This window comes from Mesorhizobium sp. M0243 (assembly GCF_040321775.1).
In the GTDB taxonomy this organism is placed as follows: Bacteria; Pseudomonadota; Alphaproteobacteria; order Rhizobiales; family Rhizobiaceae; genus Mesorhizobium.
This window is the reverse complement of the sequence record NZ_JAMYSF010000005.1, coordinates 116,637-141,001: the sequence shown is the minus strand read 5'-3', so window position 1 is coordinate 141,001 and position 24,365 is coordinate 116,637. Positions and strand designations below refer to the sequence as shown.

Below are 24,365 nucleotides of genomic sequence, written 5' to 3'. Positions count from 1 at the left end.
GAATTCCACGAGCCCACGCCGGTTCACCTGGTTTTGCCCCCGATCCTACCCAAAAAAGTCAGTAAATCCGGGCAGTTCAATTCCTAGCCGGCTCGCCGCATGCGAGCGGCGAAGAAACCATCGAGGCCGGAGCGTTCCGGCGCGCCGAGCTCCAGGTCGGCGGGCGTGGTGCGCAGCGTGCCTTGCTGCGTCGTCAGGAACGGATCGATGCCGGCGATCTCGCCTTGCCGCAGCGGATCGTTGGCGACTTCAGGCGTGCCGGCCAGAAAGGCGCGATAGAGATCCTCGCCCTCGAGCGGGTCGAGCGAACAGTTGGAAAAGACGATCGTGCCGCCGGGCTTCACCAGGGTGACGGCGCGGGCGAGCAGCCTGCGTTGCAGGTCGGCCAGTTTTTCGACATCGGCCGAAGTCTTGGTCCATGGCACGTCGGGATGCCGCCGCACCGTGCCGGTCGACGAGCAGGGCGCGTCGAGGAGGATCGCGTCGAAGAGTTCTTCCGGCTCATATTTGAGCAGGTCGGCCTGGACGATTTCGGCCGACAGGCCGAGACGGTCGAGATTCTGCGTCAGCCGCACGAGCCGGTTTTTTGACGTGTCGACGGCGGTGACCTTCGCGCCGGCAACGATCAGCTGCGCGGTCTTGCCGCCGGGCGCGGCGCAGAGATCGGCAACCCGCAATCCCGTGACATCGCCGAACAGCCGGGCGGGCAGGCTGGCCGCGGCGTCCTGGACCCACCAGGCGCCCTCGGCAAAGCCAGGCAATTCAGTGACAGGACCGACAAGATTCTCGACACGCACCGTGCCTGTCTGCAGGACGATGCCGCCGAGTTTTTCGGCCCAGAGTCCGGGATCGGCCTTGACCGAGAAGTCGACCGGCGCCTCAACGCGATGCGCTTCGAGGATCTGTCTGGCCTTCTCGTTGCCGTAGGTGGTCTTCAGCCTGTCGGAAAACCATTTGGGCGCCTCGTCGGTGGCGGCAAGGGCGGCAGGCAGTTCCGTTTCCTTGGCCCGTGCCAGTGTGCGCAGCACGCCATTGACGAGGCCGGAGAAGCGCACCGTGCGCGGATCGGACTTGGCATGGGTCACCGCAATGTCGACGGCGGCGCTGTCGGGAATATCGAGGAACAGGATCTGTGCTGCGGCCACATGCAATATGTGCGACAAAGCGGTGGCATTGGGCGGCAGCGGTTTTTCCAGGCGCCTCGCCAGCAGCCCTGATATGGTCATGCGATAGCGCAGCGCGGTGACCAGGATGGCGCGGACCAGGCCGCGATCGCGCAAGTCGAGCGCCTTGTATTGCGGGTGGCCATTCTCGTGATCGGTCAGCCCGTCAAGCGGCGTCCTGGCGTCGATGACGGCGGCAAGCAGGCGCGCCGCCGCCTTGCGGGCGGCGAGGCCGGCAACGAAGTCGCCGCCGTCCCTGTGTTCCTGATCGCCTGAAACCGTGCGTCGAGGCCCTCTGTCCGCCACGCTCACGACCACCGGCCCTTGGGCCCGGTCGGATTGCGACCCCATGGGTTGGATTTGGGCTTGGCGGGCTCTGCCGGCTGCTCGGGCCGCGCTGCCTGATCCCATGGGCCGGATGGCCGCGGTTCGTCCGCCTGGCGTGACGTTGGGGCCTGGCGCGGTGCAGCCCGGGTTTCGCTGCCGGCCATGTCGCGCGCCATCGCCTGCAAGGCTGCGATGCGGTTCTCAGTGGCGGGGTGGGTGGAGAACAGGCTGTCCATGCGCTCGCCGTGAAGAGGATTGATGATGAAGAGATGCGCGGTCGCGGGATTGCGCTCGGCATCGGGGTTGCGGATGCGTTCGGCGCCGCGGGCGATCTTGTCAAGCGCCGATGCCAGCCAGAGCGGGTCTCCACAGATTTCGGCGCCACGCCGGTCGGCCTCGTATTCGCGGGTCCGGCTGACCGCCATCTGCACGACCATCGCTGCAAACGGAGCCACGATCATCGCAACCAGCACGCCGACAAAGCCGAACGGGTTGTTGTCGCGGTTGCCGCTGAAAAAGAAGGCAAAATTGCCGAGCATTGAAATGGCGCCGGCAAAGGTGGCGACGATCGTCATGGTGAGCGTGTCGCGATGCTGCACATGGGCGAGCTCGTGCGCCATGACCGCTGCGACCTCTTCAGGCGTCAGCGCCTGCAACAGGCCGGTGGAGGCAGCCACCGCCGCATTCTGCGGATTGCGGCCGGTGGCAAAGGCGTTCGGCTGCGGGTTGTCGATCAGATAGGTCTTCGGCATCGGCAGGCCGGCCTGTTTGGCCATTGCCTGGACGATGGCGTAATATTCGGGCGCGTTCCTTTCGTCGACCTCGACGGCACGGTTCATCGACAGCACCATCTTGTCGGCATTCCAGTAGCTGAACAGGTTGGTGCCGGCGGCGATCAGCAGCGCGATCATCATGCCGCCGGTTCCGCCGATCAAAAAGCCGACGCCCATGAACAGCGCGGTCATCGCGGCAAGAAGCATGGCGGTGCGGATGGTGTTCATCGTCTGCTCCTGTCCGGGGGATAGCGAAAAGGGGTCGATCGTCGTGGGTTCATGGCTATATGATGGGAAACGCCAGTTCCTGTTTCAATTGACTGGACTCAATCTGCTGACTGGACTCAATCTACCGAGATTATCGCATGACCGACGAAATCAGTAAAACAGGCGCCGCTCCTGCCGAAGCGGCATCGCAAAGAGAGCTAGCGCCGGCCGCACGCCGTGCGTTGGCCGAGGCCGCAGCGCGGCGGGAAGACTACCGCGAAAAGGAGGCCGCGCTGCCGAAGGAGATCGGCGGCCGCGGCGGCAAGGAGCCAGGGCGCTACGGCGACTGGGAAGTAAAGGGCCTGACCAGCGACTTCTAGATGCCTCCCTACGCAGCGTTGCGCTGCGGCTCGAGCGCGATCCAGCCACGCTCGTCGACCGTGATGCCGACCATGTCATAGCCTGCGATCGCGGCATGTTGCGTTGGCAGGGGATGCTTGTGCGTGGCGCTGATGACCATGACCGCCGCGCCCGCCGCTTCGGCTGCCGCGATGCCAGCTGGAGCATCCTCGAAGACGAGGCAATCGCGCGCGTCGACGCCGAGTCGTTCCGCGCCAAGCCGGAAGCAATCGGGCGCCGGCTTGCCGCGGGAGACATCTTCCGCCGCGACGATGACGCCCGGCACGGGGATGCCGGCGGCCTTCATGCGCAACAGCGCCAGCTCACGTGGGGCGGAGGTTACGATCGCCCAGCGTTCGGGCGGCAGCGAATCGAGAAATGCCACGGCGCCGGCGATCTGGAGAATGCCATCGAGATCGGCCGCCTCGGCCTTCAGCAGCAGATCAGCCTCGTGTGCCGGATCGACGCCCGGCAGCGCCAGGCCGGTGATGGTCTCGATCGCGCGCACGCCATGGATCGTCGGCAGGAAGGCGGCGACGTCGAGGCCCTGGCGGCGTGCCCAATCGCTCCACACCCGTTCCGCCGAGGCGATGGAATTGATGAGCGTGCCGTCCATGTCGAAGAGGAAGGCCGCGAAGTTTCTGCCTGAATACATGATTTTCCTTGAGTTCGGGGAGCGCTGGTGGGGTTGCCGAACCTAACCCCTCGACCGCGGCAGGGGAAGACACGGGGTGGGCTTTTCGATCGGCCCAGGGAACCGCGGTATCCTCCGGGCGTTTGGGAAGGACTGCTTCTCACAACAACGATCGAAGGGGGACCAACGATGCTGATCCGGCTCGGCTACGAAATCGCCATCGAATGCGTAGCCGCCACGCCGGTGATTTCAGTGCTCGAGATCCATCGGGACAGGCAGGCCGACATCAAGCGGCAGACGCGGGTGCTGACCTCGCCCGCGGTGCCGACAAGGCTGTACCATGACCTGCATGGCAATGCCTGCCGGCGCTTCACAGCACCCGCCGGTGGTTTTCGCATCCTGTATGATGCGGTCGTCGAGGACAGCGGCGAGACGGACGAGGTCAACACGCTGGCCAGGGAAGTGCCGGTGGCGGACCTGCCCGACGAAGTTCTCGGTTATCTCCTGGGCAGCCGCTATTGCGAGACGGATCATCTGAGCAGCCTGGCCTGGGAGCTCTTCGGCGACATCCCGTCCGGCTGGGCGCGCGTGCAGGCGATCGTCGATTATGTCCACAACCGGCTGTCGTTCGGCTATGGCTATGCGCGCTCGACCCGCACCGCGGCGCAGGCGCATGAGGAGCGCGTCGGGGTCTGCCGTGACTTCGCCCATCTGGCGATCACGCTTTGCCGCTGCATGAACATTCCGGCACGCTACGTGAACGGCTATCTCGGCGATATCGGCGTGCCAGCCGATCCGGCGCCGATGGACTTCTCGGCGTGGCTGGAAGTGTTCCTCGACGGCAAATGGTACACGTTCGATCCTCGCCACAACACGCCGAGAACCGGCCGTATCGTCATCGCCCGCGGCCGCGACGCCACCGACGTGCCGCTGCTGCACAGTTTCGGCCCCCACCGGCTCAGCCTGTTCAAGGTGTGGACCTACGAACAGGAAGGCAATCTGTTCAACCCGCCCTACCACGGCATCGACAGGACCGTCAGCGCACAGATGCTGGCGTAGTCGCGAGGCCTACCGTTGCAACTGCTCCAGGGTGGTCAGGAGGTTTTCTCCGGGCCGCAACTTTCGGGACACATGGTCCGCTTCGGCACAGTGAGCTTGTGCCGCAACAGGACGCCGTCGACGGCGTCGCGGTGCCTCGGGCCAGATCATGGTAAGCGGCTGGTAAACGCCAGCGCCATGGTGCGTTCCCGTTTACCAGCCGTTCACCTTTGTTGGTTCCAAAGTTTAACAAAAACAGCGACTTGCTACTGGAAAGCCAGCTCTCCGCCCAGCTAGGGCGTCATCCGGCGGGAATCCTGCATTGCCCTTTCCGCGGCGACGAGGCCGAGGCGAGTGGAGGCTGTAGGATGCGAAATTACGGGGGTCTTGTTCACGCGGTTGGCGGGTTCGCCAGGGATCGCGGTGGAAATTTCGCAGTCCTGTTCGGCCTTAGCGCCTCGGTCTTGGCGCTGGCCGTGGGCTTTTCAGTCAACGTATCGCAGCTCTACAATGCGAAAACGAGCCTTCAGGGCGTGGTCGACGCCGCGGTCACGTCGACGGCACGCGACCTGACGACCGGTGTCATCAAGGAAGCCGATGCCAACAAATCGGTGCAGGCCTTTCTCGACGCCAACAGCCAGGCAGGCATTCTGCAGGCCGACCAGATCGTACTCGACAAGCTGATCGTCAACAGGACTGCCAAGACGGTCCAGGCCGACGCCCATGTCGATGTCGGGCTGTATTTCCCGATTTTTGGCACGGGCGACATGAAACGCGTCGCCGCCTCCACGACGGCGCTCTATTCGGACAAGACCATCGAAGTGGCGATGATGCTCGATGTGACCGGGTCGATGAGGAAGCGCGGCAAGGTCGACAAAATCGGCGATCTGAAAGCTGCTGCAAAATGCCGTCCGGACGATGCTGCAGAACCAGGATCCGAAGAACCCCCGCATCCGCGTCGCGATTGTGCCTTACGCATCAGGTGTGAACGCCGGCAAGCTGGCGGAAAACGTCTATGCCGAGAAGCAAGGGAGCTCTGAACTGCCACCCGTCGCCGGCAGTCCGCTTCTCGTCGCCAAGACGGGCAAAAATCTGCTGCCCTCCTTCAGCGAGTACATCTCCATCGTCGGCGCGGCGATGCCACATCCCGACAACTGCGCCACGGAGCGCAAGGACAAGAACGGCAACGCGGATATGAGCGCCGACGGCCCAGACACGGTTCGCACCGACAAGGAAGGCAAGAAATATTATGCCCTGGTCAATCGGGACGATCATCTCGGCGGGGACATGAACAGGTGCCCTGATGCGGAAGTGATCCCGCTGACCGCCGATTCCGATGCATTGCTTGAATCGATCGAGGACTTCCAGGCCGATGGCTACACGGCCGGCGCGATCGCCATTCAGTGGACCTACTATATGCTGTCGCCGCAATGGCGCACTGCGATCAGAAATGCCGGTCTCGGCAAAGGCGCCTCGGACGCCGATCCGAAGAAGATCGCCAAGGTCGCGATCCTGATGACCGATGGCCAATTCAATACCGCCTTCGCCGGTGCTGGGGACAGCTACAACAGCCAGGGCAACCTTGCGCGCGGCAACGCCGGAACGCTGTGCGGCAACATGAAAAATGACGGCATCGAGATTTTCACCATCGGCTTCGATCTGAACAACAAGGACATGTCGGCAACCGAGCGGGACCAGGCAAAGGCGGTGCTGAAGGACTGTTCATCGAAGGACGCCTCCGCCGCCAAGAGGCATTTCTTCGACGTGTCCACCGGAGCCGAATTGGACGACGCCTTTCAGGAAATCATCCGCAACACCGAAAAGGTCGCATTGACCCAGTAGTCTAGTCCGCAAACGGAAAAGGCCGCCGCTTCTTTCGAAGCCGGCGGCCTTCCGTGTTTCCGTCCGTGGCGCGGCCCTATGGCGATGACCTATGAGGTCACCCGCCGCGCATTTCGCGCCTTAACGGGAAGACTGCTTCCCGAAAGTGCAATCCGCTGAGGCCACGTTCTGGAAAACGAAATCACTCGACATCGGATCACCTCCTTTCGATTTGTTGAACACATACTCATGATGGGGTGCGTTGCAGCAAAAGACAAGGCGCAGGTTTGAAAAAGTGGGAAGGTGCTTTTGGCACGACACTGGGTTGCGGGCTGTCGGCCGGGCAGGCAAGATCATGGCATAGAGCCGAGCCGGCAATCCGGGTCGGCCCCTGTGGGAGGGATGCATGGAGGCAGCCGAGAGAGCGGCGCGGATCGTGCGGACGGTTGTCGAGACGCTGAAACCGGGCTTTGCCGTCAGGCTGTGGACCGGGGAGCGGATCGGCCCCGCCACGGGTCCAGTGCTCACCATCAACGACCAGGACATCGTCTGGCAGGTGGTGAAGCGACCATCCCTGTCGACGCTGATCGAAATGTGGATTTCCAAGACGATCGATATCGAAGACGGGACGTTTTTCGACTTCTACGCCCTGCCGTCGCAAGGCAAGCTCAGAACCAAGCTCAAATCGCTGCCGAAAATGGCGATCCTGCGCGACCTGCCTTCCGTGCTTTTGGCACGCAGGCAGATGACGGCGCGGACCGATCTGTCGGGGCGCAACCCCTATGTCAGCGGTTCGAGCCAGGAGGCGATCCAGCATCACTATGACATTTCGAACGCCTTCTACCGGCTCTTCCTTGACGAGCGCATGGTCTACAGTTGCGGCTACTTCAAGGATTTCGCCAACAGCATCGATCAAGCGCAGATCGACAAGCTCGACCATATCTGCCGCAAGCTCCGGCTGAAGCCTGGCGAACGACTGCTCGACATCGGCTGTGGCTGGGGAGCGATGCTCATCCATGCCGCGAAGAACTATGGCGTCATCGGCCACGGTGTCTCGCTGTCGCAGGCCCAGACCAATCTTGCCCGTGAACGCATCCGCGCCGAGGGTCTGGAGGACCGCATCACCATCGAGATCAAATCCTATGCCGAACTCACCGGCTCGTTCGACAAGATCTCGTCGATCGGCATGTTCGAGCATCTCGGGCTCGCCAACCACGCGACCTATTTCTCAACTGTCCACCGCCTGCTGAAGCCCGGCGGCATCTATCTGCATCACGCCATCACCAGGCGCAGCAAGGGCGACATGAAGAAGACCCTGCGCAAGGGGCCGGAGTTCAAGGCGCTGATCAAATACATTTTCCCCGGCGGCGAACTCGACACGATCGGCATGACAACAGGCAATCTCGAGGCGCACGGCTTCCTGGTCTACGACGTCGAGAATCTGCGCGAGCATTACGCCCGCACCTGTCGCCTGTGGGCCGAGCGCCTGCACGCGCGTTTCGACGAGGCTACCGCCGAGGTGGGCGAGGCCAGGGCGCGGCTATGGCTGCTCTACCTGACCGGCTGTTCGATCACCTTCGAACGTGCCTCGGCACAGATTTTCCAGACCGTCGTCACCAAGCGCGCGCGCGGCCCAAGCGGCCTGCCGCCGACGCGGGCAGATCTGTATCGATAGCTTACACGAAGCGCATCGCGTCGCCGACTTCGACGCGCGCCGGCCGGTCGATCGTGCAGTAGACGCCGAGATTGTGGGCGTTGTGGCGGACCAGGTTGCGCAGGATCGCCGGATCATGGTCGAAGCCATCCTGGGCGACGATGGTGAAACCGCAGCGGCGGCAGGGTTCGGAGACAGTCAGCAGGAGATCGCCGATGGCAAGCTTGCGGCCGATCCATTCCGTTTCCGGAAACGACCCTTCGATTGCCGTCATGTCGACGACGATGTTGGGGCGGAAGCGGCGTGGGTCGGCGACCCCTTCCGGATGCAACGCTTTGAGCCGTGCCAGCGAGGCGGTGGTCAACAGATGGATGGGCGCCTTGCGGTAGCGCTCCGCGGTCAGCGGGCCGGAATAGCTGGGTGCGGCATTCTCGCGGCGAAACGGCCGGATCGAGGCCTCGAAGCCGAGATAGGCCGACACCGCGCGGTCGCTCTCGATACTTGGCGCAGCCAGCCAGTTGTCCCCGGGAACGGCAATCTCGAGTTCCAGGGTCGGCGACAGCCGGGTGCGGATGCGCGGCACCTTGTGCCATTTCGGGTCGCGGTCCGGTCGCGCGATCTCATTGTCGGACGCGTCGACGAGGCCGAACATGCGGTCGCCCTCGATGCTCTCGATATCGACCGAGATTGTTTCCCGACGCTCGCCGGCAAGCGAACTCGCCGGATAGCGCCAGAGTTCACTGACAGTGCCGAGCGCGGCCTGCATTATCAGCTCTTCTTGTTTTGCCGGTTGGCGACCAAATCATCGACGACGGCCGGATCCGCGAGCGTCGAGGTATCGCCGAGCGCTGAAAAATCGTCCTCGGCAATCTTGCGCAGGATGCGGCGCATGATCTTGCCGGAGCGCGTCTTCGGCAGGCCGGGCGCGAACTGGAGCTTGTCGGGCGAAGCGATGGCCCCGATCTCCTTGCGGACATGGGCGATCAGCTCCTTGCGCAGATCCTCGCTCGGCTGCTCGCCGGCCATCAGCGTGACGTAGCAGTAGATGCCCTGGCCCTTGATGTCGTGCGGATAGCCGACGACGGCGGCTTCCGAAACCTTGTCGTGGCTGACCAGTGCGGATTCGACCTCGGCCGTGCCCATACGATGGCCGGAGACGTTGATGACGTCGTCGACGCGGCCGGTGATCCAGTAATAGCCATCGGCGTCGCGGCGGCAGCCGTCGCCGGTGAAGTACTTGCCCTTGTAGGTCGAGAAATAGGTCTGGATGAAACGATCATGATCGCCATAGACGGTGCGCATCTGGCCGGGCCAGGAATCGGTGATGCACAGATTGCCGTCGGCGGCACCTTCCAGCACCTTGCCCTCGCCGTCGACCAGCTGCGGCTTGACGCCGAAGAAGGGCCGTGTCGCCGAACCCGCCTTGAGGTCGGTGGCGCCGGGCAGCGGCGTGATCAGGATGCCGCCGGTCTCGGTCTGCCACCATGTGTCGACGATCGGAACCTTGCCGTTGCCGACGATGTTGAAATACCACTCCCAGGCTTCCGGATTGATAGGCTCGCCGACCGAACCCAGCACGCGCAGCGACTTGCGCGACGTCTTGGTGACATGCGCATCGCCGGCGCCCATCAGCGCGCGCAGGGCCGTCGGCGCGGTGTAGAAGATGTTGACCTTGTGCTTGTCGATGACTTCCCAGAAGCGCGACTGCGACGGATAGTTCGGCACGCCTTCGAACATCAGCGTGGTGGCGCCGTTGGCGAGCGGGCCATAGACGATGTAGCTGTGGCCGGTGACCCAGCCAACATCGGCGGTGCACCAGTAGATGTCGCCGTCATGGTAGTCGAAGACATATTGGTGCGTCATCGAGACGTAGACGAGATAGCCGGCGGTGGTGTGCAGCACGCCCTTCGGCTTGCCGGTCGAGCCCGATGTGTAAAGGATGAACAGCGGGTCCTCGGCCTTCATCTTCTCGGGCTTGCATTCGGCTTTCACCGTCGCGATCTCGTCGTGGTACCAGACGTCGCGGCCGGGAACCCAGCCGGTCTTGCCGCCGGTGCGGCGCACGACCACCACCTTTTCGACTTTCGTTCCGGCTTTCGCGGCGATCTCGATCGCCTTGTCGGTGTTTTCCTTCAAAGGGATCGGCTTGCCGCCGCGCAGGCCTTCATCTGATGTGATGACGAAGGTCGACTTGCAGTCGTCGATGCGGCCGGCCAGCGCATCCGGCGAGAAACCGCCGAAGACGATCGAATGGACGGCGCCGATGCGCGTGCAGGCCAGCATCGCATAGGCCGCTTCCGGAATCATCGGCATGTAGATGGTGACGCGGTCGCCTTTCTTGACGCCGTGCTTCTTCATCACATTGGCGAGCCGGCAGACATGCTCGTAGAGCTCGTTGTAGGTGACCTTCTTGTCGTCGTAGGGATTGTCGCCTTCCCAGATGATGGCGGTCTGGTCGCCGCGCTTCTTCAGGTGCCGGTCGATGCAGTTGTAGGAGACATTGGTCAGTCCGTCCTCGAACCATTTGATCGAGACCTTGCCGTCGAAGGAGGTGTTCTTGACCTTGCTGTAGGGCTTGAACCAGTCGATGCGCTTGCCGTGCTTGCCCCAGAATTTGTCCGGGTTCTTGACGCTGTCGGCATACCATTTCAGGTAGGTGTCATTGTCGATCAGCGCGTTTTTCTTCCACGCCGGCTGGACGCGATGGACATGAACCTCGGACATTCCTGACTTTCCTCCCGAACCAATCGCCGGCTTGAAATGTCGGCGGGATCGCAGCGGCACGGCCGCGAATTCGGCGGCATTATTACCAGTTCCGCCGTTACGGCAACATTAGACGTTGGATTCGCGCGGCGGGATGCCGCAGGTGTTTTTCCCGCCGCTGTCAGCACTCGATCAGCGTCGCTGCTAACTGCATGTTTTCGCGCGGAAAACCCGTTTTCGATCAGGAAAAATCAATAGACAGTTAAGCAACGGCGCGCACACTCTGACATTGGGAGGAAAGGAGACTCAACCAGGACCGCCCAAGGGGGACTGCCATGCGCGACCATTCCGAAATGGACCTGATGCTCAAAGGCTATGGCCTGACCACGGCCAAGATTCTCTATCACTTTCCCGATCATCCGCATCTGTTGCAGAGCTTCATCTGGCAGGACTACGATCTGGCGCCACAATTTCCGGTACTGATCAAGTTCATCGAGTTCTGGAAGGCCAAGCTGGACGGGCCGCTGCATTCGATCAGCTACACCCACCAGAAGCTGATCGCGCCGAATGAATGGCGCAAGGTGGATGGTGAGTTCGTGCTGCACTGAACGCGGTACAACCGATCTCCCCCGCAAGGGGGGAGATTGGCAGCTTCAACGCCAGTGCTCACACCACCGGCGAATTGAGCCGGGCAAAGCCTTCCTGCCGCCGATACGGGAAGTACGGGTAGGGCGCGGTGACTTCGCTTGCCGCGTCGAGTTTCCTGATCTGCTCCGGCGTCAAATTCCAGCCGACGGCGCCGAGGTTCTGGCGCAGCTGTTCTTCGTTGCGGGCGCCGATGATGACGGAGGAAACAGTCGGACGCTGCAGCAGCCAGTTGATGGCGATCTGCGGCACGGTCTTGCCGGTTTCCAGCGCCACCGCATCGAGCGCATCCATCACCCGATAGAGATGCTCGTCCTCGACCGGCGGTCCGAAGCTTGCCGTGTCGTGCAGCCGGCTCTTTTCCGGCAAGGACTGGCCACGGCGGATCTTGCCGGTCAGGCGGCCCCAGCCAAGCGGGCTCCACACCAGCGCGCCGACGCCCTGGTCGAGGCCGAGCGGCATCAGCTCCCATTCATAGTCGCGCCCGACCAGCGAATAGTAGACCTGATGCGCGACATAGCGTGGATAGCCTTGGCTGTCGGCTTGCGCCAACGACTTCATCACCTGCCAGCCGGAGAAATTGGAGACGCCGACATAGCGCAGCTTGCCGGCGCGCACGAGTTCGTCCAGCGTCGACAAGACCTCCTCGATCGGCGTCCCGGCGTCGAAAGCGTGCAGTTGCAACAGGTCGATGTAATCGGTGCCGAGGCGCCTCAGCGCATCATCCACGGATCTGATCAGCCGCGACCGAGACGAGCCATAGTCGGCCGGCCCATCGCCCATCGGCAGCGCGGTCTTGGTCGAGATCAGCACGGCATCGCGGCGGCCTTTTATCGCTTCGCCAAGCACCTCTTCCGAGGCGCCGTTCGAATAGACGTCGGCAGTATCGAACAGATTGACGCCGGCCTCCAGGCAGATGTCGATCAGCCGCCGCGCTTCCCTGGCGTCGCTGTTGCCCCAGGCGCCGAACAGCGGGCCGGAACCGCCAAAGGTTCCCGCGCCAAATGAGAGTGCGGGCACTTTCAGGCCCGATGCACCGAGACGTCGGTAGTCCATCTTTTTGCTCCTGTGGAATGAAGGGTGTGGAAAGCGGGTTTGCAGAGGACGGTCACGACCGGATGGAGGCAGGCTCGCCGAGCGTGGCGGTGCGATCGAGACGCAGCGCCAGCCCCGCCACACCGAGTGCCGCGAGCGGCAGCAGGGCGGCGACCCAGGTGAGTGAGCCCAGGCCAAGGCCATGGGCAATCACCGCACCACCAAGCCAGGCACCTGCCGCATTGCCGAGATTGAAGGCGGCGATGTTGAAGGACGAGGCGAGGCTCTGGCCGGCACCTTGTGCCTTTTCCAGCACCCACATTTGCAGCGGCGCCACGGTGGCGAAGGCGGCGGCCCCGAGCAGACCGACATAGATGACGGCCATCACCTGGCTGTGGATGGCGAAGGTCATGGTGGCGAGCACCAGGGCCAGCACCACGAGACTGCCCAGCACGGCCGGCACCAGCCAGCGGTCGGCGACCTTGCCGCCAAGCAAGTTGCCGGCAATGAGGCCGCCACCGAAGACGAGCAGGATCGGCGACACGGCCGCTTCCTTGAAGCCGCTGATCTCGGTCAGCAGCGGCGCGATATAGGTGAAGACGGCGAAGACACCGGCATAGCCGAGCACGGTGGTGGCAAGACCGAGCAGGACAGGCGTGCGGCGCAAAACGGCGAGATCGGCGCGCAGATCGCTCTTTTCGGGCGCTGTTCGGCTGCGCGGCACCAGAGCCAGGATGACGGCGAAGGCCGCCAGACCGACCAGTGTCACCGCCCAGAAGGTCGCCCGCCAGCCGAAGGCCTGGCCGAGCCAGGTGCCGAAGGGTACGCCGAGGATGTTGGCGATGGTGAGCCCAGTGAACATCAGCGCGATCGCCGAGGCTTGTCTGTTGGGCGCGACCAGCCCGGTGGCGACGACAGAGCCGACGCCGAAGAAGGTGCCATGGGCGAAGGCGGTGATGATGCGGGCGCCCATCAGCGTCCAGTAGTCGGGCGCCAGTGCACAGGCGAGATTGCCAAGCGTGAAGATCGCCATCAGCGCCAGAAGCACGGTCTTGCGTGGCCAGTTGCCGGTGGCGATGGTCAGCAGGGGCGCGCCGATGACGACGCCGAGCGCATAGCCCGAAATGAGCTGGCCGGCGGCCGTGATCGAAACGCCGAGATCCTTGCTGACATCGAGCAGCAGACCCATGATGACAAATTCGGTGACGCCGATGCCGAAGGCACCGGCGGCAAGGGCGTAAAGAGCAAGAGGCATGGCGATTTCCACTTCGATGAGGAAGAGCGCCGTCCCGCGCCCCGACCCGTGAGATCGTGCTGCGACGCATTGTGAACCAGACTTGCCTTGGGCACATTTTCTGTGAAATAGATTCACAAATGGCCAGACCCGACATCAATCGCTCCGGTGAGATCGAAGTGTTCGTGCGCGTTGTCGAGGAAGGCAGTTTTTCCTCTGCCGCACGCGCCTTGCGCATGACGCCATCGGCGGTGAGCAAGCTGATCGCGCGGCTGGAGGCCCGGCTTGGCGCGCGGCTGGTCAGCCGTTCGACGCGAAAGCTGCAACTGACGCCGGAAGGCACAGCCTTCTACGACAGCGGCCTGCGCATCCTCGCCGACATGGCGGCGGCCGAGCAGGAGGCAGCGGCGGGTGCTTCACCGCGCGGACGTTTGCGCGTCAACAGCTACGTGCCCTTCGGAGTGCACCGGCTGATCCCGCTTCTGCCTCGGTTCCTCGAACGCTACCCCGAAATCTCAGTCGATCTGGTGCTGACCGACAGCGTCATCGACCTGATGGCGGAACGGGCCGATGTCGCCATCCGTGCCGGGCCGCTGAGTGAGTCACGGCTGGTGGCGCGCAAGCTCGGGCAAAGCCCGGTGGTCGTCGTTGCAGCACCTTCCTATCTGGAGGCGCACGGCACGCCGCTGACGCCAGCGGATCTCGACAGGCACAACCGCATGGGCTTCGGGTTCGTCAGGCATATCGATGGCTGGCCGTTCCTCGACGCGGACGGCCGCGCCATCATGGTTCCCATCACCGGCAACACGCTGGTCAGCGATGGCGAGGCGATGCGGCTGATGGCGCTGGCGGGCGCGGGCGTCGCCCGGCTGGCCCACTGGCATGTGGCGGCCGATATCGCCGCCGGTCGGCTGGTGTCGCTGCTGGAGGCATTCAATCCCGGTGACGAGGAGCCCACCCACGCCGTCTATGTCGGCCAGGGCCGGCATCTGCCGGCGCGGGTGCGTGCCTTTCTCGATTTTCTGGGTGAGAGCGTCCGGCTGACCTGACATCCCGGGAGCCACGGCTCCCGGGATGTCAGCGTGGGCTGTATTTATGCTTTCGGCGTGAACGGCGCCGGGCGGCGGCCCGCTGCCTGGCGCTCCAGCATCCAGCCGGGATATTCGGACGGCAGGGCGCTGACCTCGTCGAGACGAAACAGATCGTCGCTGTCGAGCTTCACTTCCGTCGCGGCAAGGTTCTGCTCCAGCTGCTCCATGCGGCTGGCGCCGATGATGACGCTCATCACGAAGGGCTTGGCCAGGACATAGCCGAGCGCCACCGTGGCGACGCTGACATCATGCTTTTTGGCGATTTCGCGCATGACGGTAACGGTCGCCCAGGCACGGTCCTCATTGACCGGCGGGAAGTTGAAGGACGCGCGGCGGCCTTCGCCATTGCCGGGCGCGCCGGGGCCGTACTTGCCGGAGAGCAGGCCACCGGCCATCGGCGACCACACCATCAGGCCGAGCTTCTCCTCGTTGAGCAGCGGCACGATCTCGCGCTCGAGGTCGCGGCCGGCGATCGAATAGTAGGACTGCACGGTCTCGAAACGGGCAAAGCCCTTGCGCTCGGCGATGCCGAGCGCCTTGGCGATGCGCCATGCCGCCCAGTTGGAGACGCCGACATAGCGAACCTTGCCGCTGGCAACGAGATCGTCGAGCGCCCGCAGCGTTTCGTCGATCGGCGTCACGGTGTCGGTGCCGTGCAGCTGGTAAAGATCGATATGGTCGAGTTGCAGCCGCTTCAGGCTGGCATCGACCGAATCCATGATGTGGCCGCGTGAAGAGCCGCGCTGGTTCGGACCGTCGCCCATGGCGCCGTGGGCTTTGGTGGCGATGACCACATTCTGCCTGTTCACGCCGAGATCCCTGAGCGACTGGCCGAGCAGCCGTTCGGATTCGCCAAAGGAGTAGACGTCGGCCGTATCGAAGAAATTGACGCCGGCGGCGAGCGAATGGGCAACGATCTCGTTGACGCCCCTCTGGTCGAGACTGGCGATCAGGCCCCATTGGGCATTTTCACCGGCAGCACCGAAGGTCATGGTGCCGAGGCAGATTTCGGAGACGAACATCCCCGTATTTCCAAGCTGATTGTAACGCATGGTGGCGGCTCCAGAGAGTTTGTGATGACGCAAAGCAAATAGGAACGGTACGTTTCGTTTCCAATTGCTGGCTCAACGAGCCCGCCGAGTTGGCCTATAACCCCTCACCGCATCTAATGCCGCCATCAGAAAGCGCCCGCTGCATTCACCGAACGAGGTTCGCATGAGTATGCGGATTATAAGTCTATAACTCGGATCTTCGTCTTCGGGCGGCGATTGACCTCCTCGACGAAGTCGTCATCCCACACGGGACCTGAGAGAAGATATTCCGCAAGCGAAGGTGTTGCGCCGACCAGTCGGTCGTAGTTCTCGGGGGAGAGTACGACAGCAGTTGGCTTTCCGCGCACCGTGATGGTTTGTGGCCCTTGTTCCCGCGCCTGCCGTACGAATTTCGACAGATTGTTCTTCGCGTCCTTAAGATGCCAGTTCAAGGGCACTACTCGCTAGATGGCTTCGCTAGTCATATACCAGATGCCGTTGAAGCATGGCAGGGTTTCCGCTCGAACAGATGTGTTGCTAGTCCCTCGACATGGGTTGGAAGCTATTGGCAGCGAGAATCTATAAGCCTCTTTCGGCGGCAGATCGCAAACCTCGGGATAAACATCTCTCTCGTCGTCATCCACGGGCGGAGCAAGGAGCGCAGCGACGCAGCGCAGACCCGAGGATCCATCCCGCGACATCTGCCGAAGAATGCAGCGGAACAGAATTCTGCACCGCTGCATTTTCCTTGTCGTCACGGCATGGATCCTAGGGTCTGCGCTCCGCTTCGCGTCGCTCCGCCCTAGGATGACGAAGGTGTGGTGGCCTGCAGCCAATCGAATATGTTGGAATTTAGCGACTAGAGACCGGTCTGTGCATCGGAACTATCGGCTGCCGAAGATCGCCGAACCGACGCGGACGCTGGTGGCGCCGAAGGCGATCGCCGTCTCGTAGTCGCCAGACATGCCCATCGAGAGTTTGGCGACGCCGGCTTCCTTGCCGAGCTTTTCCAACAGCGCGAAGTGCGGGCCGGGGTTCTCATCGGCCGGCGGGATGCACATCAGGCCCTCGATGGCGAGGCCATGCACGTCGCGGCAGCGGGCGACAAAGGCCACGGCGTCGCGGGGCTCGATGCCTGCCTTCTGCGGCTCGGAGCCGGTGTTGACCTGGACGTAGAGCTTCGGTGCGCGGCCCTGCCTGGCGATCTCCTTGGCCAGTTCGGCGGCGATCTTCTCGCGATCGATCGTCTCGATGACGTCGAACAGCGCCACAGCCTCCTTGGCCTTGTTGGATTGCAGCGGGCCGATCAGATGCAGTTCGATGTCGGGAAATGCGTCCTTCAGATCAGGCCATTTGCCTTGCGCCTCCTGCACGCGGTTCTCGCCGAAGACGCGCTGGCCGGCCTCGATGACCGGGCCGATGTCGGCAGCGTCGAAGGTCTTTGAGACCGCGACCAGCGTCACGACGCCGGCTTCGCGGCCGGCCTCGCGCTCGGCGGCGGCGATCTTCGCCTTGACCGCGAAAAATTGCTGAACGGCGTCACCCATATGCAAATCCTGCTGTTTTGACCGGCGTTTTTGTCAGACGCGATACCCATATGGTTGACGGGTTTGCCAAACCATGGTGAACACCCGGACCACATTCCCTGAACTGCCGAGCCATCGCCCGCAGTTCGCGCCTGCTTTTAAGTGAAAAACGTCCCATGGCAACCGAACGATACAATCCGCGCGCGTCAGAGCCCAAATGGCAGAAGGCCTGGGACGCCAAGAAGCTGTTCGAAGCGCACAATGACGATCCGCGCCCGAAATACTATGTGCTGGAGATGTTCCCCTATCCGTCGGGGCGCATCCATATCGGTCATACCCGCAATTACACGATGGGCGATGTGGTGGCGCGCTACAAACGGGCCAAGGGCTTCAACGTGCTGCATCCGATGGGCTGGGACGCCTTCGGCATGCCGGCCGAAAACGCGGCGATGCAGAACAAGGTCCATCCCAAGGAGTGGACCTACCAGAACATCGCCACCATGCGCGAGCAGCTCAAGGTCATGGGCCTGTCGCTGGACTGGGCGCGCGAATTCGCCACCTGTGACGTTGACTATTACCACCGCCAGCAGATGCTGTTCCTCGATTTTGTCGAGAAGGGGCTGGTGACGCGCAAATCCTCCAAGGTCAACTGGGATCCGGAGGACATGACGGTGCTTGCCAACGAGCAGGTCATCGATGGACGCGGCTGGCGCTCGGGCGCGCTGGTCGAACAGCGCGAACTGACGCAGTGGTTCTTCAAGATCACCGACTTCGCCCAGGATCTGCTGGATTCGCTCGACGGCCTCGACGAATGGCCGGAAAAAGTGAAGCTGATGCAGCAGAACTGGATCGGCCGCTCGGAAGGCCTGCTGATCCGCTGGCCTCTGGCCGACGCCTCTGATGGCGAGCATGAGCTGGAAGTCTATACGACAAGGCCCGACACCATCTTCGGCGCTTCCTTCATGGCTGTCGCCGCCGATCATCCGTTGGCCAAGAAGGCCGCTGCGGACAATCCGGCGCTGGCGAAGTTCATCGAGGATATCGGCCATATGGGCACCTCGGTGGCGGCGCTGGAGACAGCTGAGAAGAAGGGTTTCGACACCGGCATCCGCGTCGTCCATCCGTTTGACGACAACTGGACGCTGCCTGTCTATGTCGCCAATTTCGTGCTGATGGAATACGGCACCGGCGCCATTTTCGGCTGTCCGTCCGGCGACCAGCGCGACCTCGACTTCGCCAACAAATACGGCCTGCCGGTGATTCCGGTGGTGATGCCGGAAGGCGAGAATCCGGCGACGTTCCAGATCATCGATGAAGCCTATGTCGATGACGGCGTGATGATCAATTCGCGCTTTCTCGACGGCATGAAGCCGGATCAGGCTTTCGACGAGGTCGCCAAACTGCTGGAGCAGAAGACGATCGGCAACCGGCCGATGGCCGAGCGCAAGGTGAATTTCCGCCTGCGTGACTGGGGCATTTCGCGCCAGCGCTACTGGGGATGCCCGATCCCGATGATTCATTGCGAGGGTTGCGGCGTGGTGCCGGTGCCGAAGGCGGACCTGCCGGTGAAGCTGCCCGACGATGTCGATTTCGATCGCCCGGGCAATCCGCTCGACCGGCATCCGACATGGCGCCATGTGAAATGTCCGCAATGCGGCAGGGATGCGCGGCGCGAAACCGACACGATGGACACGTTCGTCGATTCGTCGTGGTACTTCGCCCGCTTCACCGCGCCGTGGGCGCATGAACCGACCGATCCCAAGGCGGCCAACGAATGGCTGCCGGTCGACCAGTATATTGGCGGGATCGAGCACGCGATCCTGCATCTGCTCTATTCGCGCTTCTTCACCCGCGCCATGCGCGAGGCCGGCCATGTCGATCTGGCCGAGCCGTTCAAGGGCCTGTTCACGCAAGGCATGGTGGTGCACGAAACCTATCGCGTCGGCTCGGCATCGAATGGCCGCTGGCTGGCGCCCACCGAAGTTCGGCTGGAGGATGTCGACGGCAAGCGCAGCGCCATCGACATCGCCACCGGCGAGGCCGTCACCATCGGTCCGCTGGAAAAGATGTCGAAATCGAAGAAGAACACGGTGAGCCCGGAAGACATCACCGATGGCTACGGCGCCGATACGGCGCGCTGGTTCATGCTGTCGGATTCTCCTCCCGAGCGCGATGTCGAGTGGACCGACGATGGCGCTGCCGGTGCGCATCGCTTCATCCAGCGCATCTGGCGCCTGGTGTCGACCGCGGCCGAAACACTGGCCGGCATCAAGCCCGTGGCGGCCAGCAGCGGTGAGGCCGCGGTGGTTTCCAAGGCCGCGCACAAGATCCTGAAGGCGGTCGGAGAGGATATCGAGAAGCTCGCCTTCAACCGCGCCATCGCCCGCATCTACGAACTGGCCAACGCGCTGACCACGCCGCTCAACGAGGTGGCCGAAGGCAAGGCCGATGCAGCGCTGAAAGGCGCCTGCCGGCAGGCGGTGGAGATTCTCGTGCATCTGATCGCGCCGGTCATGCCGCATCTGGCCGAGGAGTGCTGGGCAGCGCTTGGCGGCACCGATCTCGTTGCCGAACGGCCTTGGCCGGTCTTCGATCCGGCGCTGGTCATCGACAACGAAGTCACCTATCCGGTACAGGTCAACGGCAAGAAGCGGGGGGATTTGACAATTGCCCGCGACGCGGACCAAGGTGCGGTCGAAAAAGCGGTATTGGCTCTCGACTTCGTGCAGAAAGCACTCGAAGGGAAGGCTCCGCGCAAGGTGATCATCGTGCCGCAGAGGATCGTCAATGTCGTTGCCTGATCGGGAAAAGACAGAGTTGAGCCATTTGCTGCGCCGCATAGCGCTTGCCGGCCTGATAGGTTCGCTCGCGCTTGTCTCGGCCTGCACGGTGCGGCCGCTCTATTCGAGCGCGCCACTGTCGGGTTCGCAGGCCAGTGCCAGTGCCGAACTGGCGTTGATCGGCATCAAGCCGGTCAATACGCGTTACGGCCAACAGGTGCGCAACAATCTGATTTTCGGGTTTGGACGAGGCGCCGGCGAGCCGGCCTCGCCGGCATATTCGCTCAATCTCGGCGTGACCGAAGCGGTCGAGTCCGCGGCACTCGTGCAGGTCGGAACGGATGAAGACGAACCGACCGCCGGTTCCGTGACGCTGACTGGCAGCTATACGCTGGCCGATGCGAAGGCCGGCGTGGTGATCGCATCCGGCAAACGTTCGATCACCTCGTCCTTCGACAGGCCGCGTCAGGAATTCGCCGCATACCGGGCGCAGATCGACGCCGAGAATCGCGCTGCGCGAGAGTTGGCGGAAGCGCTGCAGCTGTCCATTGCCCAGGACCTTGTCCGGCACGGCAAGACCGGCTAGCGCACCTCATCGCTTCACGGAAACGGTCTGGCTCCAGGCACGATGGGGTGATCGTGGGATCATGACCAGATTCTCGAACAGAGATTGTCCGAAGACCCATCGAGCTGCTGCGGCACGGCGAGTAGATCGCGCCACCAGCGTGGATGCGGCGAGACGACGATCGTGCCGTGTCGCTCGCAGACCACCACGAAGATTTTGGTGCCCAGGATGGTCGGCGATCCATCCGGGAAGCAACTGTTAACCAATCGCTCCCTATTGCTCGGCAGACATTTCAAAGTGAGTCTTGAGAATGGAAGCCAAGCGTTTTTCCCGGGTCAATTTATCGACGGCTGCATTGCCTGATGGCCCCGAGGGGAAGCGCTTGGAGAGCATCGGCGACAGGGGTGGTCAGCGAAGTTCTTCCGCGGCAGGCGACCTTGATCGTCCGGCTCGCAAGGAGCCGGACGGCCGGCAGCCCACCACACGCCGGGCCGGCTATTCCGCACCGGTGGTCGATCTCGGCGGCAACAAGCGGCCCTATATGGAGCCGCGGGGTGGCTCGGACGATACGCCTTCGAAAATCGGCGATATCGAGAGCCCTGCCTGGCAGGAATATTTCTTCCTTGCACCCAACGTGCGTTTTACACGCACGCCGGACTATGAGGCCAGGAAGCATCGTCCGCCGCACGAGCGTGTTGTCGAACACGCCGCGACGCGCCCAGCAGAGCAAGCCGTTGCTCAATCCATGATCAACGGGGCGTCTTCCGCGCCTTCGCTACTGGCATTGCCGGCTTCGGTGAAAAGCCCTGCTTCCCAGCCGCTGGCCGGCCACGCCTCGCAAGGGTCATCACCGCCGGCTGCTGCTTTTGTTGCCCCGGGGCGCGCCAGGGAGAAGGTGCCAGCCGTTGCGCCGGTGCCGCCGAGGTCGGTCGCTACGGCACGGGCATCCGCGCGTGCGTCCGTTGCTCCGGGCGCCAAAACGACCACTTCCGAAAGGCTGCGCTGGCCATATCTTTCGGATCATGCCTTCTTCGAGGCCATGGCACCCTATCTGGTCGACGTTTCGTCGCCGGCCCGGCAGACCGGTCCAGCGTCGCCTGCACCGGTCGCCGTGGCGCCAGTGACCACTATGCCGATCGACATTCGCCCGACGACAGGGACCGATGCCACCGCATTGTTTCGTGTCATCGACTGCCTTCCGGGCCAGGTCTTGAAGCCGTTGCCGGATGTTTGGCCGGCCAATTCGAACCGGACCGTCGCCCAACCTGGCGTGCCGGCGAGCAATGCGCCGTCGCCGGTCCAGGCTGTCGCAATCCCAGCCGCCAAAAGCGATGCCGTTTCCGTGTCGGCCGCGCCAAGTGTGAACGTCCCTGCCAGGGCCGTTGGCGCCCGCTCCGCGCGCTTGCCTGGGGCTGGAAAGGTCGTGCTGTCAACCGCAGGCGATCCCTATGAGCTTCCCTCGGAAGAGCTGTTGCAGCAGCCACCGGAGGGACAAGGCTTCTACATGTCGCAGGAGCGGCTCGAGCAGAACGCCGATCTGCTGGAAAGCGTGCTCGAGGACTTCGGCGTGCGTGGCGAGATCATTCATGTTCGCCCAGGCCCGGTCGTCACGCTCTATGAGTTCGAGCCGGCGCCGGGCGTCAAATCTTCTCGCGTCATCGGGCTTGCAGACGATATCGCCCGCTCCATGTCGGCGATTTCGGCGCGCGTCGCCGTCGTGCCTGGCCGCAACGTCATCGGCATCGAGCTCCCGAACGAAACGCGCGAAACCGTCTATTTCCGGGAGTTGATCGAATCGGAAGGCTTTCGCAAGACCAGCTGCAAGCTGGCGCTTTGTCTCGGCAAGACGATCGGCGGCGAGCCGGTCATCGCCGAGCTGGCGAAGATGCCGCATTTGCTGGTGGCCGGAACCACCGGCTCCGGCAAGTCGGTTGCCATCAACACCATGATCCTGTCATTGCTCTACCGGCTGAAGCCGGAAGAATGCCGGCTGATCATGGTCGATCCCAAGATGCTTGAACTCTCCGTCTATGACGGCATCCCGCATCTGCTGACGCCCGTCGTCACGGATCCCAAGAAAGCCGTGACGGCGCTCAAATGGGCGGTGCGCGAGATGGAGGACCGGTATCGCAAGATGGCGCGGCTCGGTGTGCGCAACATCGACGGCTACAACGAGCGTGCCGCCGCTGCCCGCGACAAGGGCGAGACGGTCGTCATGACCGTGCAGACCGGCTTCGAAAAGGGCACCGGCGAACCGCTTTTCGAACAGCAGGAAATCGACCTTGCGCCGATGCCCTACATTGTCGTCATCGTCGACGAGATGGCCGACCTGATGATGGTCGCCGGCAAGGAGATCGAAGGCGCGATCCAGCGACTGGCGCAGATGGCGCGCGCTGCCGGCATTCACCTGATCATGGCAACGCAGCGCCCCTCGGTCGATGTCATCACGGGCACGATCAAGGCCAACTTTCCAACCCGGATTTCCTTCCAGGTGACATCGAAGATCGACAGCCGCACAATCCTGGGCGAGCAAGGCGCCGAACAATTGCTTGGCCAGGGCGACATGCTGCACATGATGGGCGGCGGGCGCATTTCCCGCGTGCATGGGCCGTTTGTTTCCGACGCGGAGGTCGAGCATGTCGTCGCGCATCTCAAGGCGCAAGGGCGCCCTGAATATCTGGAAACCGTGACGGCCGATGAGGACGAGGAAGAAATCGAAGACGATCAGGGCACGGTCTTCGACAAGGGATCCGTTGCAGCCGAAGACAGCGACGCGATCTACGACGAGGCGGTGAAGGTGGTGGTGCGCGACAAGAAATGCTCGACGTCCTACATCCAGCGGCGCCTCGGCATCGGCTACAACCGCGCTGCGTCCCTGGTCGAGCGTATGGAAAAGGAAGGCCTGGTCGGCACACCCAACCATGTCGGCAAGCGCGAAATCATCATGGGCCGGCGCCAGCCGGCGAGCGCGCCCGAGGGTGACGGCGCGGATTGAGCGGCAGTCTGCTTGGAGCGCACATGAAAAAGGCCGGTTGCCCGGCCTTTTCATCACAAGCGAATTGGCTTTAGCCGATCGCCATTCTCAGCCGATCTTCTGGCCGGTTTTTGCCCAGTCGGCAAGGAACTGTTCCAGGCCCTTGTCGGTCAGCGGGTGCTTGACCAGTGCCTTCAGGGTCGCCGGCGGCGCGGTCACGACATCGGCGCCGATGAGTGCCGCCTGCTTGACATGGTTCACGGTGCGCACCGAAGCGACCAGGATCTCGGTCTGGAAATCGTAATTGTCGTAGATCTGCCTGATCTCCTGGATCAGCTCCATGCCGTCGATGCCGATGTCGTCGACGCGGCCGACGAAGGGCGAGATGAACGAGGCACCGGCCTTGGCCGCCAGCAGCGCCTGGTTGGCCGAAAAGCACAGCGTGACGTTGACCAGGCGGTTCATCTCGGTGCGGATCGTCTTGCAGGCCTTGAGCCCGTCCAGCGTCAGCGGCACCTTGATGCAGACATTGTCGGCGATCTTGGCCAGAACCTTGGCCTGCTGCATCATCTCGGAATATTCGGTGGCGGTGACTTCAGCCGAGACCGGACCCTTGACGATGTCGCAAATCTCTTTGGTGACCTCGGCGATCTTGCCGCCGGATTTGAGGATCAGCGACGGATTGGTGGTGACGCCGTCGAGCAGCCCCAGATCGTTCAGCTCACGAATATCCTTGACGTCGGCGGTGTCGACAAAAAATTTCAT

19 protein-coding genes and 1 pseudogene are annotated in these 24,365 nt (G+C 63.0%); 9 read left to right on the top strand and 11 right to left on the bottom strand.

Annotated elements, in window-relative coordinates; genetic code table 11:
* Positions 1-83: 83 nt before the first annotated feature.
* Positions 84-1,514: an RsmB/NOP family class I SAM-dependent RNA methyltransferase gene (locus NKJ11_RS08685; protein WP_352555473.1), complete on the bottom strand. Its 1,431-nt coding sequence runs from the start codon at positions 1,512-1,514 to the stop codon at positions 84-86.
* The gene (htpX, locus tag NKJ11_RS08680) at positions 1,472-2,491 is read right to left on the bottom strand and encodes a zinc metalloprotease HtpX (protein WP_352793071.1); all 1,020 of its coding nucleotides are present in this window, start codon (positions 2,489-2,491) and stop codon (positions 1,472-1,474) included. Before htpX ends, NKJ11_RS08685 begins: the two co-directional genes overlap by 43 nt.
* Before the next feature lie 137 nt (positions 2,492-2,628).
* Here htpX and NKJ11_RS08675 point away from each other — a divergent pair, with 137 nt between their 5' ends.
* Complete coding sequence (locus NKJ11_RS08675; protein WP_352793070.1) at positions 2,629-2,850, top strand: DUF1674 domain-containing protein; 222 nt, start codon at positions 2,629-2,631, stop codon at positions 2,848-2,850.
* 8 nt (positions 2,851-2,858) lie between these two features.
* Here the strand turns inward: NKJ11_RS08675 and NKJ11_RS08670 are convergent, their stop codons facing one another.
* The gene (locus NKJ11_RS08670; protein ID WP_023811737.1) at positions 2,859-3,524 is read right to left on the bottom strand and encodes an HAD-IA family hydrolase; all 666 of its coding nucleotides are present in this window, start codon (positions 3,522-3,524) and stop codon (positions 2,859-2,861) included.
* 168 nt (positions 3,525-3,692) lie between these two features.
* On the opposite strand from NKJ11_RS08670, the gene NKJ11_RS08665 reads away from it, so the two are divergent.
* From NKJ11_RS08665 to NKJ11_RS08655, 3 genes and pseudogenes are all read left to right on the top strand, one after another.
* Positions 3,693-4,562, top strand: a complete 870-nt coding sequence (locus NKJ11_RS08665) for a transglutaminase-like domain-containing protein (RefSeq protein WP_023811738.1) — start codon at positions 3,693-3,695, stop codon at positions 4,560-4,562.
* A gap of 347 nt (positions 4,563-4,909) precedes the next feature.
* Positions 4,910-6,383 (top strand): annotated as a pseudogene (locus NKJ11_RS08660) (TadE/TadG family type IV pilus assembly protein).
* A 385-nt stretch (positions 6,384-6,768) separates the two neighbouring features.
* Positions 6,769-8,037: a class I SAM-dependent methyltransferase gene (locus NKJ11_RS08655; protein WP_352793069.1), complete on the top strand. Its 1,269-nt coding sequence runs from the start codon at positions 6,769-6,771 to the stop codon at positions 8,035-8,037.
* A 1-nt stretch (position 8,038) separates the two neighbouring features.
* Here the strand turns inward: NKJ11_RS08655 and NKJ11_RS08650 are convergent, their stop codons facing one another.
* Both NKJ11_RS08650 and acs read right to left on the bottom strand, forming a co-directional pair.
* Complete coding sequence (locus NKJ11_RS08650) at positions 8,039-8,782, bottom strand: MOSC domain-containing protein (RefSeq protein WP_352793068.1); 744 nt, start codon at positions 8,780-8,782, stop codon at positions 8,039-8,041.
* Positions 8,783-8,784: 2 nt separating this feature from the next.
* On the bottom strand, positions 8,785-10,740 hold the full coding sequence (gene acs / locus NKJ11_RS08645) for an acetate--CoA ligase (protein ID WP_352793067.1): 1,956 nt from the start codon (positions 10,738-10,740) through the stop codon (positions 8,785-8,787).
* Between the two features lie 314 nt (positions 10,741-11,054).
* On the opposite strand from acs, the gene NKJ11_RS08640 reads away from it, so the two are divergent.
* Positions 11,055-11,327 carry an usg protein gene (locus NKJ11_RS08640; RefSeq protein WP_109664371.1) on the top strand — a complete coding sequence of 91 codons (273 nt, stop codon included), beginning with the start codon at positions 11,055-11,057 and terminating at the stop codon, positions 11,325-11,327.
* A 58-nt stretch (positions 11,328-11,385) separates the two neighbouring features.
* Here NKJ11_RS08640 and NKJ11_RS08635 read toward each other — a convergent pair whose 3' ends face one another.
* Both NKJ11_RS08635 and NKJ11_RS08630 read right to left on the bottom strand, forming a co-directional pair.
* Positions 11,386-12,420 (bottom strand): aldo/keto reductase, encoded by a 1,035-nt coding sequence (locus NKJ11_RS08635; RefSeq protein WP_352793066.1) that lies wholly within the window; start codon positions 12,418-12,420, stop codon positions 11,386-11,388.
* 52 nt (positions 12,421-12,472) lie between these two features.
* Positions 12,473-13,654 (bottom strand): MFS transporter, encoded by a 1,182-nt coding sequence (locus NKJ11_RS08630; protein WP_128304068.1) that lies wholly within the window; start codon positions 13,652-13,654, stop codon positions 12,473-12,475.
* 119 nt (positions 13,655-13,773) lie between these two features.
* Here NKJ11_RS08630 and NKJ11_RS08625 point away from each other — a divergent pair, with 119 nt between their 5' ends.
* Positions 13,774-14,682, top strand: coding sequence for a LysR family transcriptional regulator (locus tag NKJ11_RS08625; protein WP_023811745.1), 909 nt, complete (start codon positions 13,774-13,776; stop codon positions 14,680-14,682).
* A 44-nt stretch (positions 14,683-14,726) separates the two neighbouring features.
* On the opposite strand, the gene NKJ11_RS08620 is transcribed toward NKJ11_RS08625, so the two are convergent.
* The 3 genes from NKJ11_RS08620 to NKJ11_RS08610 form a co-directional block, all read right to left on the bottom strand.
* The gene (locus tag NKJ11_RS08620; RefSeq protein ID WP_352554305.1) at positions 14,727-15,776 is read right to left on the bottom strand and encodes an aldo/keto reductase; all 1,050 of its coding nucleotides are present in this window, start codon (positions 15,774-15,776) and stop codon (positions 14,727-14,729) included.
* 176 nt (positions 15,777-15,952) lie between these two features.
* Complete coding sequence (locus tag NKJ11_RS08615; RefSeq protein WP_023811747.1) at positions 15,953-16,207, bottom strand: type II toxin-antitoxin system Phd/YefM family antitoxin; 255 nt, start codon at positions 16,205-16,207, stop codon at positions 15,953-15,955.
* Between the two features lie 432 nt (positions 16,208-16,639).
* A complete protein-coding gene (locus NKJ11_RS08610; RefSeq protein ID WP_128304066.1) occupies positions 16,640-17,302 on the bottom strand; it encodes a YggS family pyridoxal phosphate-dependent enzyme in 663 nt (220 codons plus the stop codon).
* 155 nt (positions 17,303-17,457) lie between these two features.
* Between NKJ11_RS08610 and leuS the strand changes: the two genes are divergently transcribed.
* The 3 genes from leuS to NKJ11_RS08595 all read left to right on the top strand — a co-directional run bounded on the left by leuS (position 17,458) and on the right by NKJ11_RS08595 (position 23,621).
* On the top strand, positions 17,458-20,082 hold the full coding sequence (gene leuS, locus NKJ11_RS08605; RefSeq protein ID WP_352793065.1) for a leucine--tRNA ligase: 2,625 nt from the start codon (positions 17,458-17,460) through the stop codon (positions 20,080-20,082).
* Positions 20,069-20,647: an LPS assembly lipoprotein LptE gene (lptE, locus tag NKJ11_RS08600; RefSeq protein WP_352793064.1), complete on the top strand. Its 579-nt coding sequence runs from the start codon at positions 20,069-20,071 to the stop codon at positions 20,645-20,647. The genes leuS and lptE overlap by 14 nt, the downstream gene beginning before the upstream one ends.
* Before the next feature lie 289 nt (positions 20,648-20,936).
* Positions 20,937-23,621 carry a DNA translocase FtsK gene (locus tag NKJ11_RS08595; protein WP_023811750.1) on the top strand — a complete coding sequence of 895 codons (2,685 nt, stop codon included), beginning with the start codon at positions 20,937-20,939 and terminating at the stop codon, positions 23,619-23,621.
* Positions 23,622-23,708: 87 nt separating this feature from the next.
* Here the strand turns inward: NKJ11_RS08595 and fsa are convergent, their stop codons facing one another.
* The gene (gene fsa / locus NKJ11_RS08590; protein WP_023811751.1) at positions 23,709-24,365 is read right to left on the bottom strand and encodes a fructose-6-phosphate aldolase; all 657 of its coding nucleotides are present in this window, start codon (positions 24,363-24,365) and stop codon (positions 23,709-23,711) included.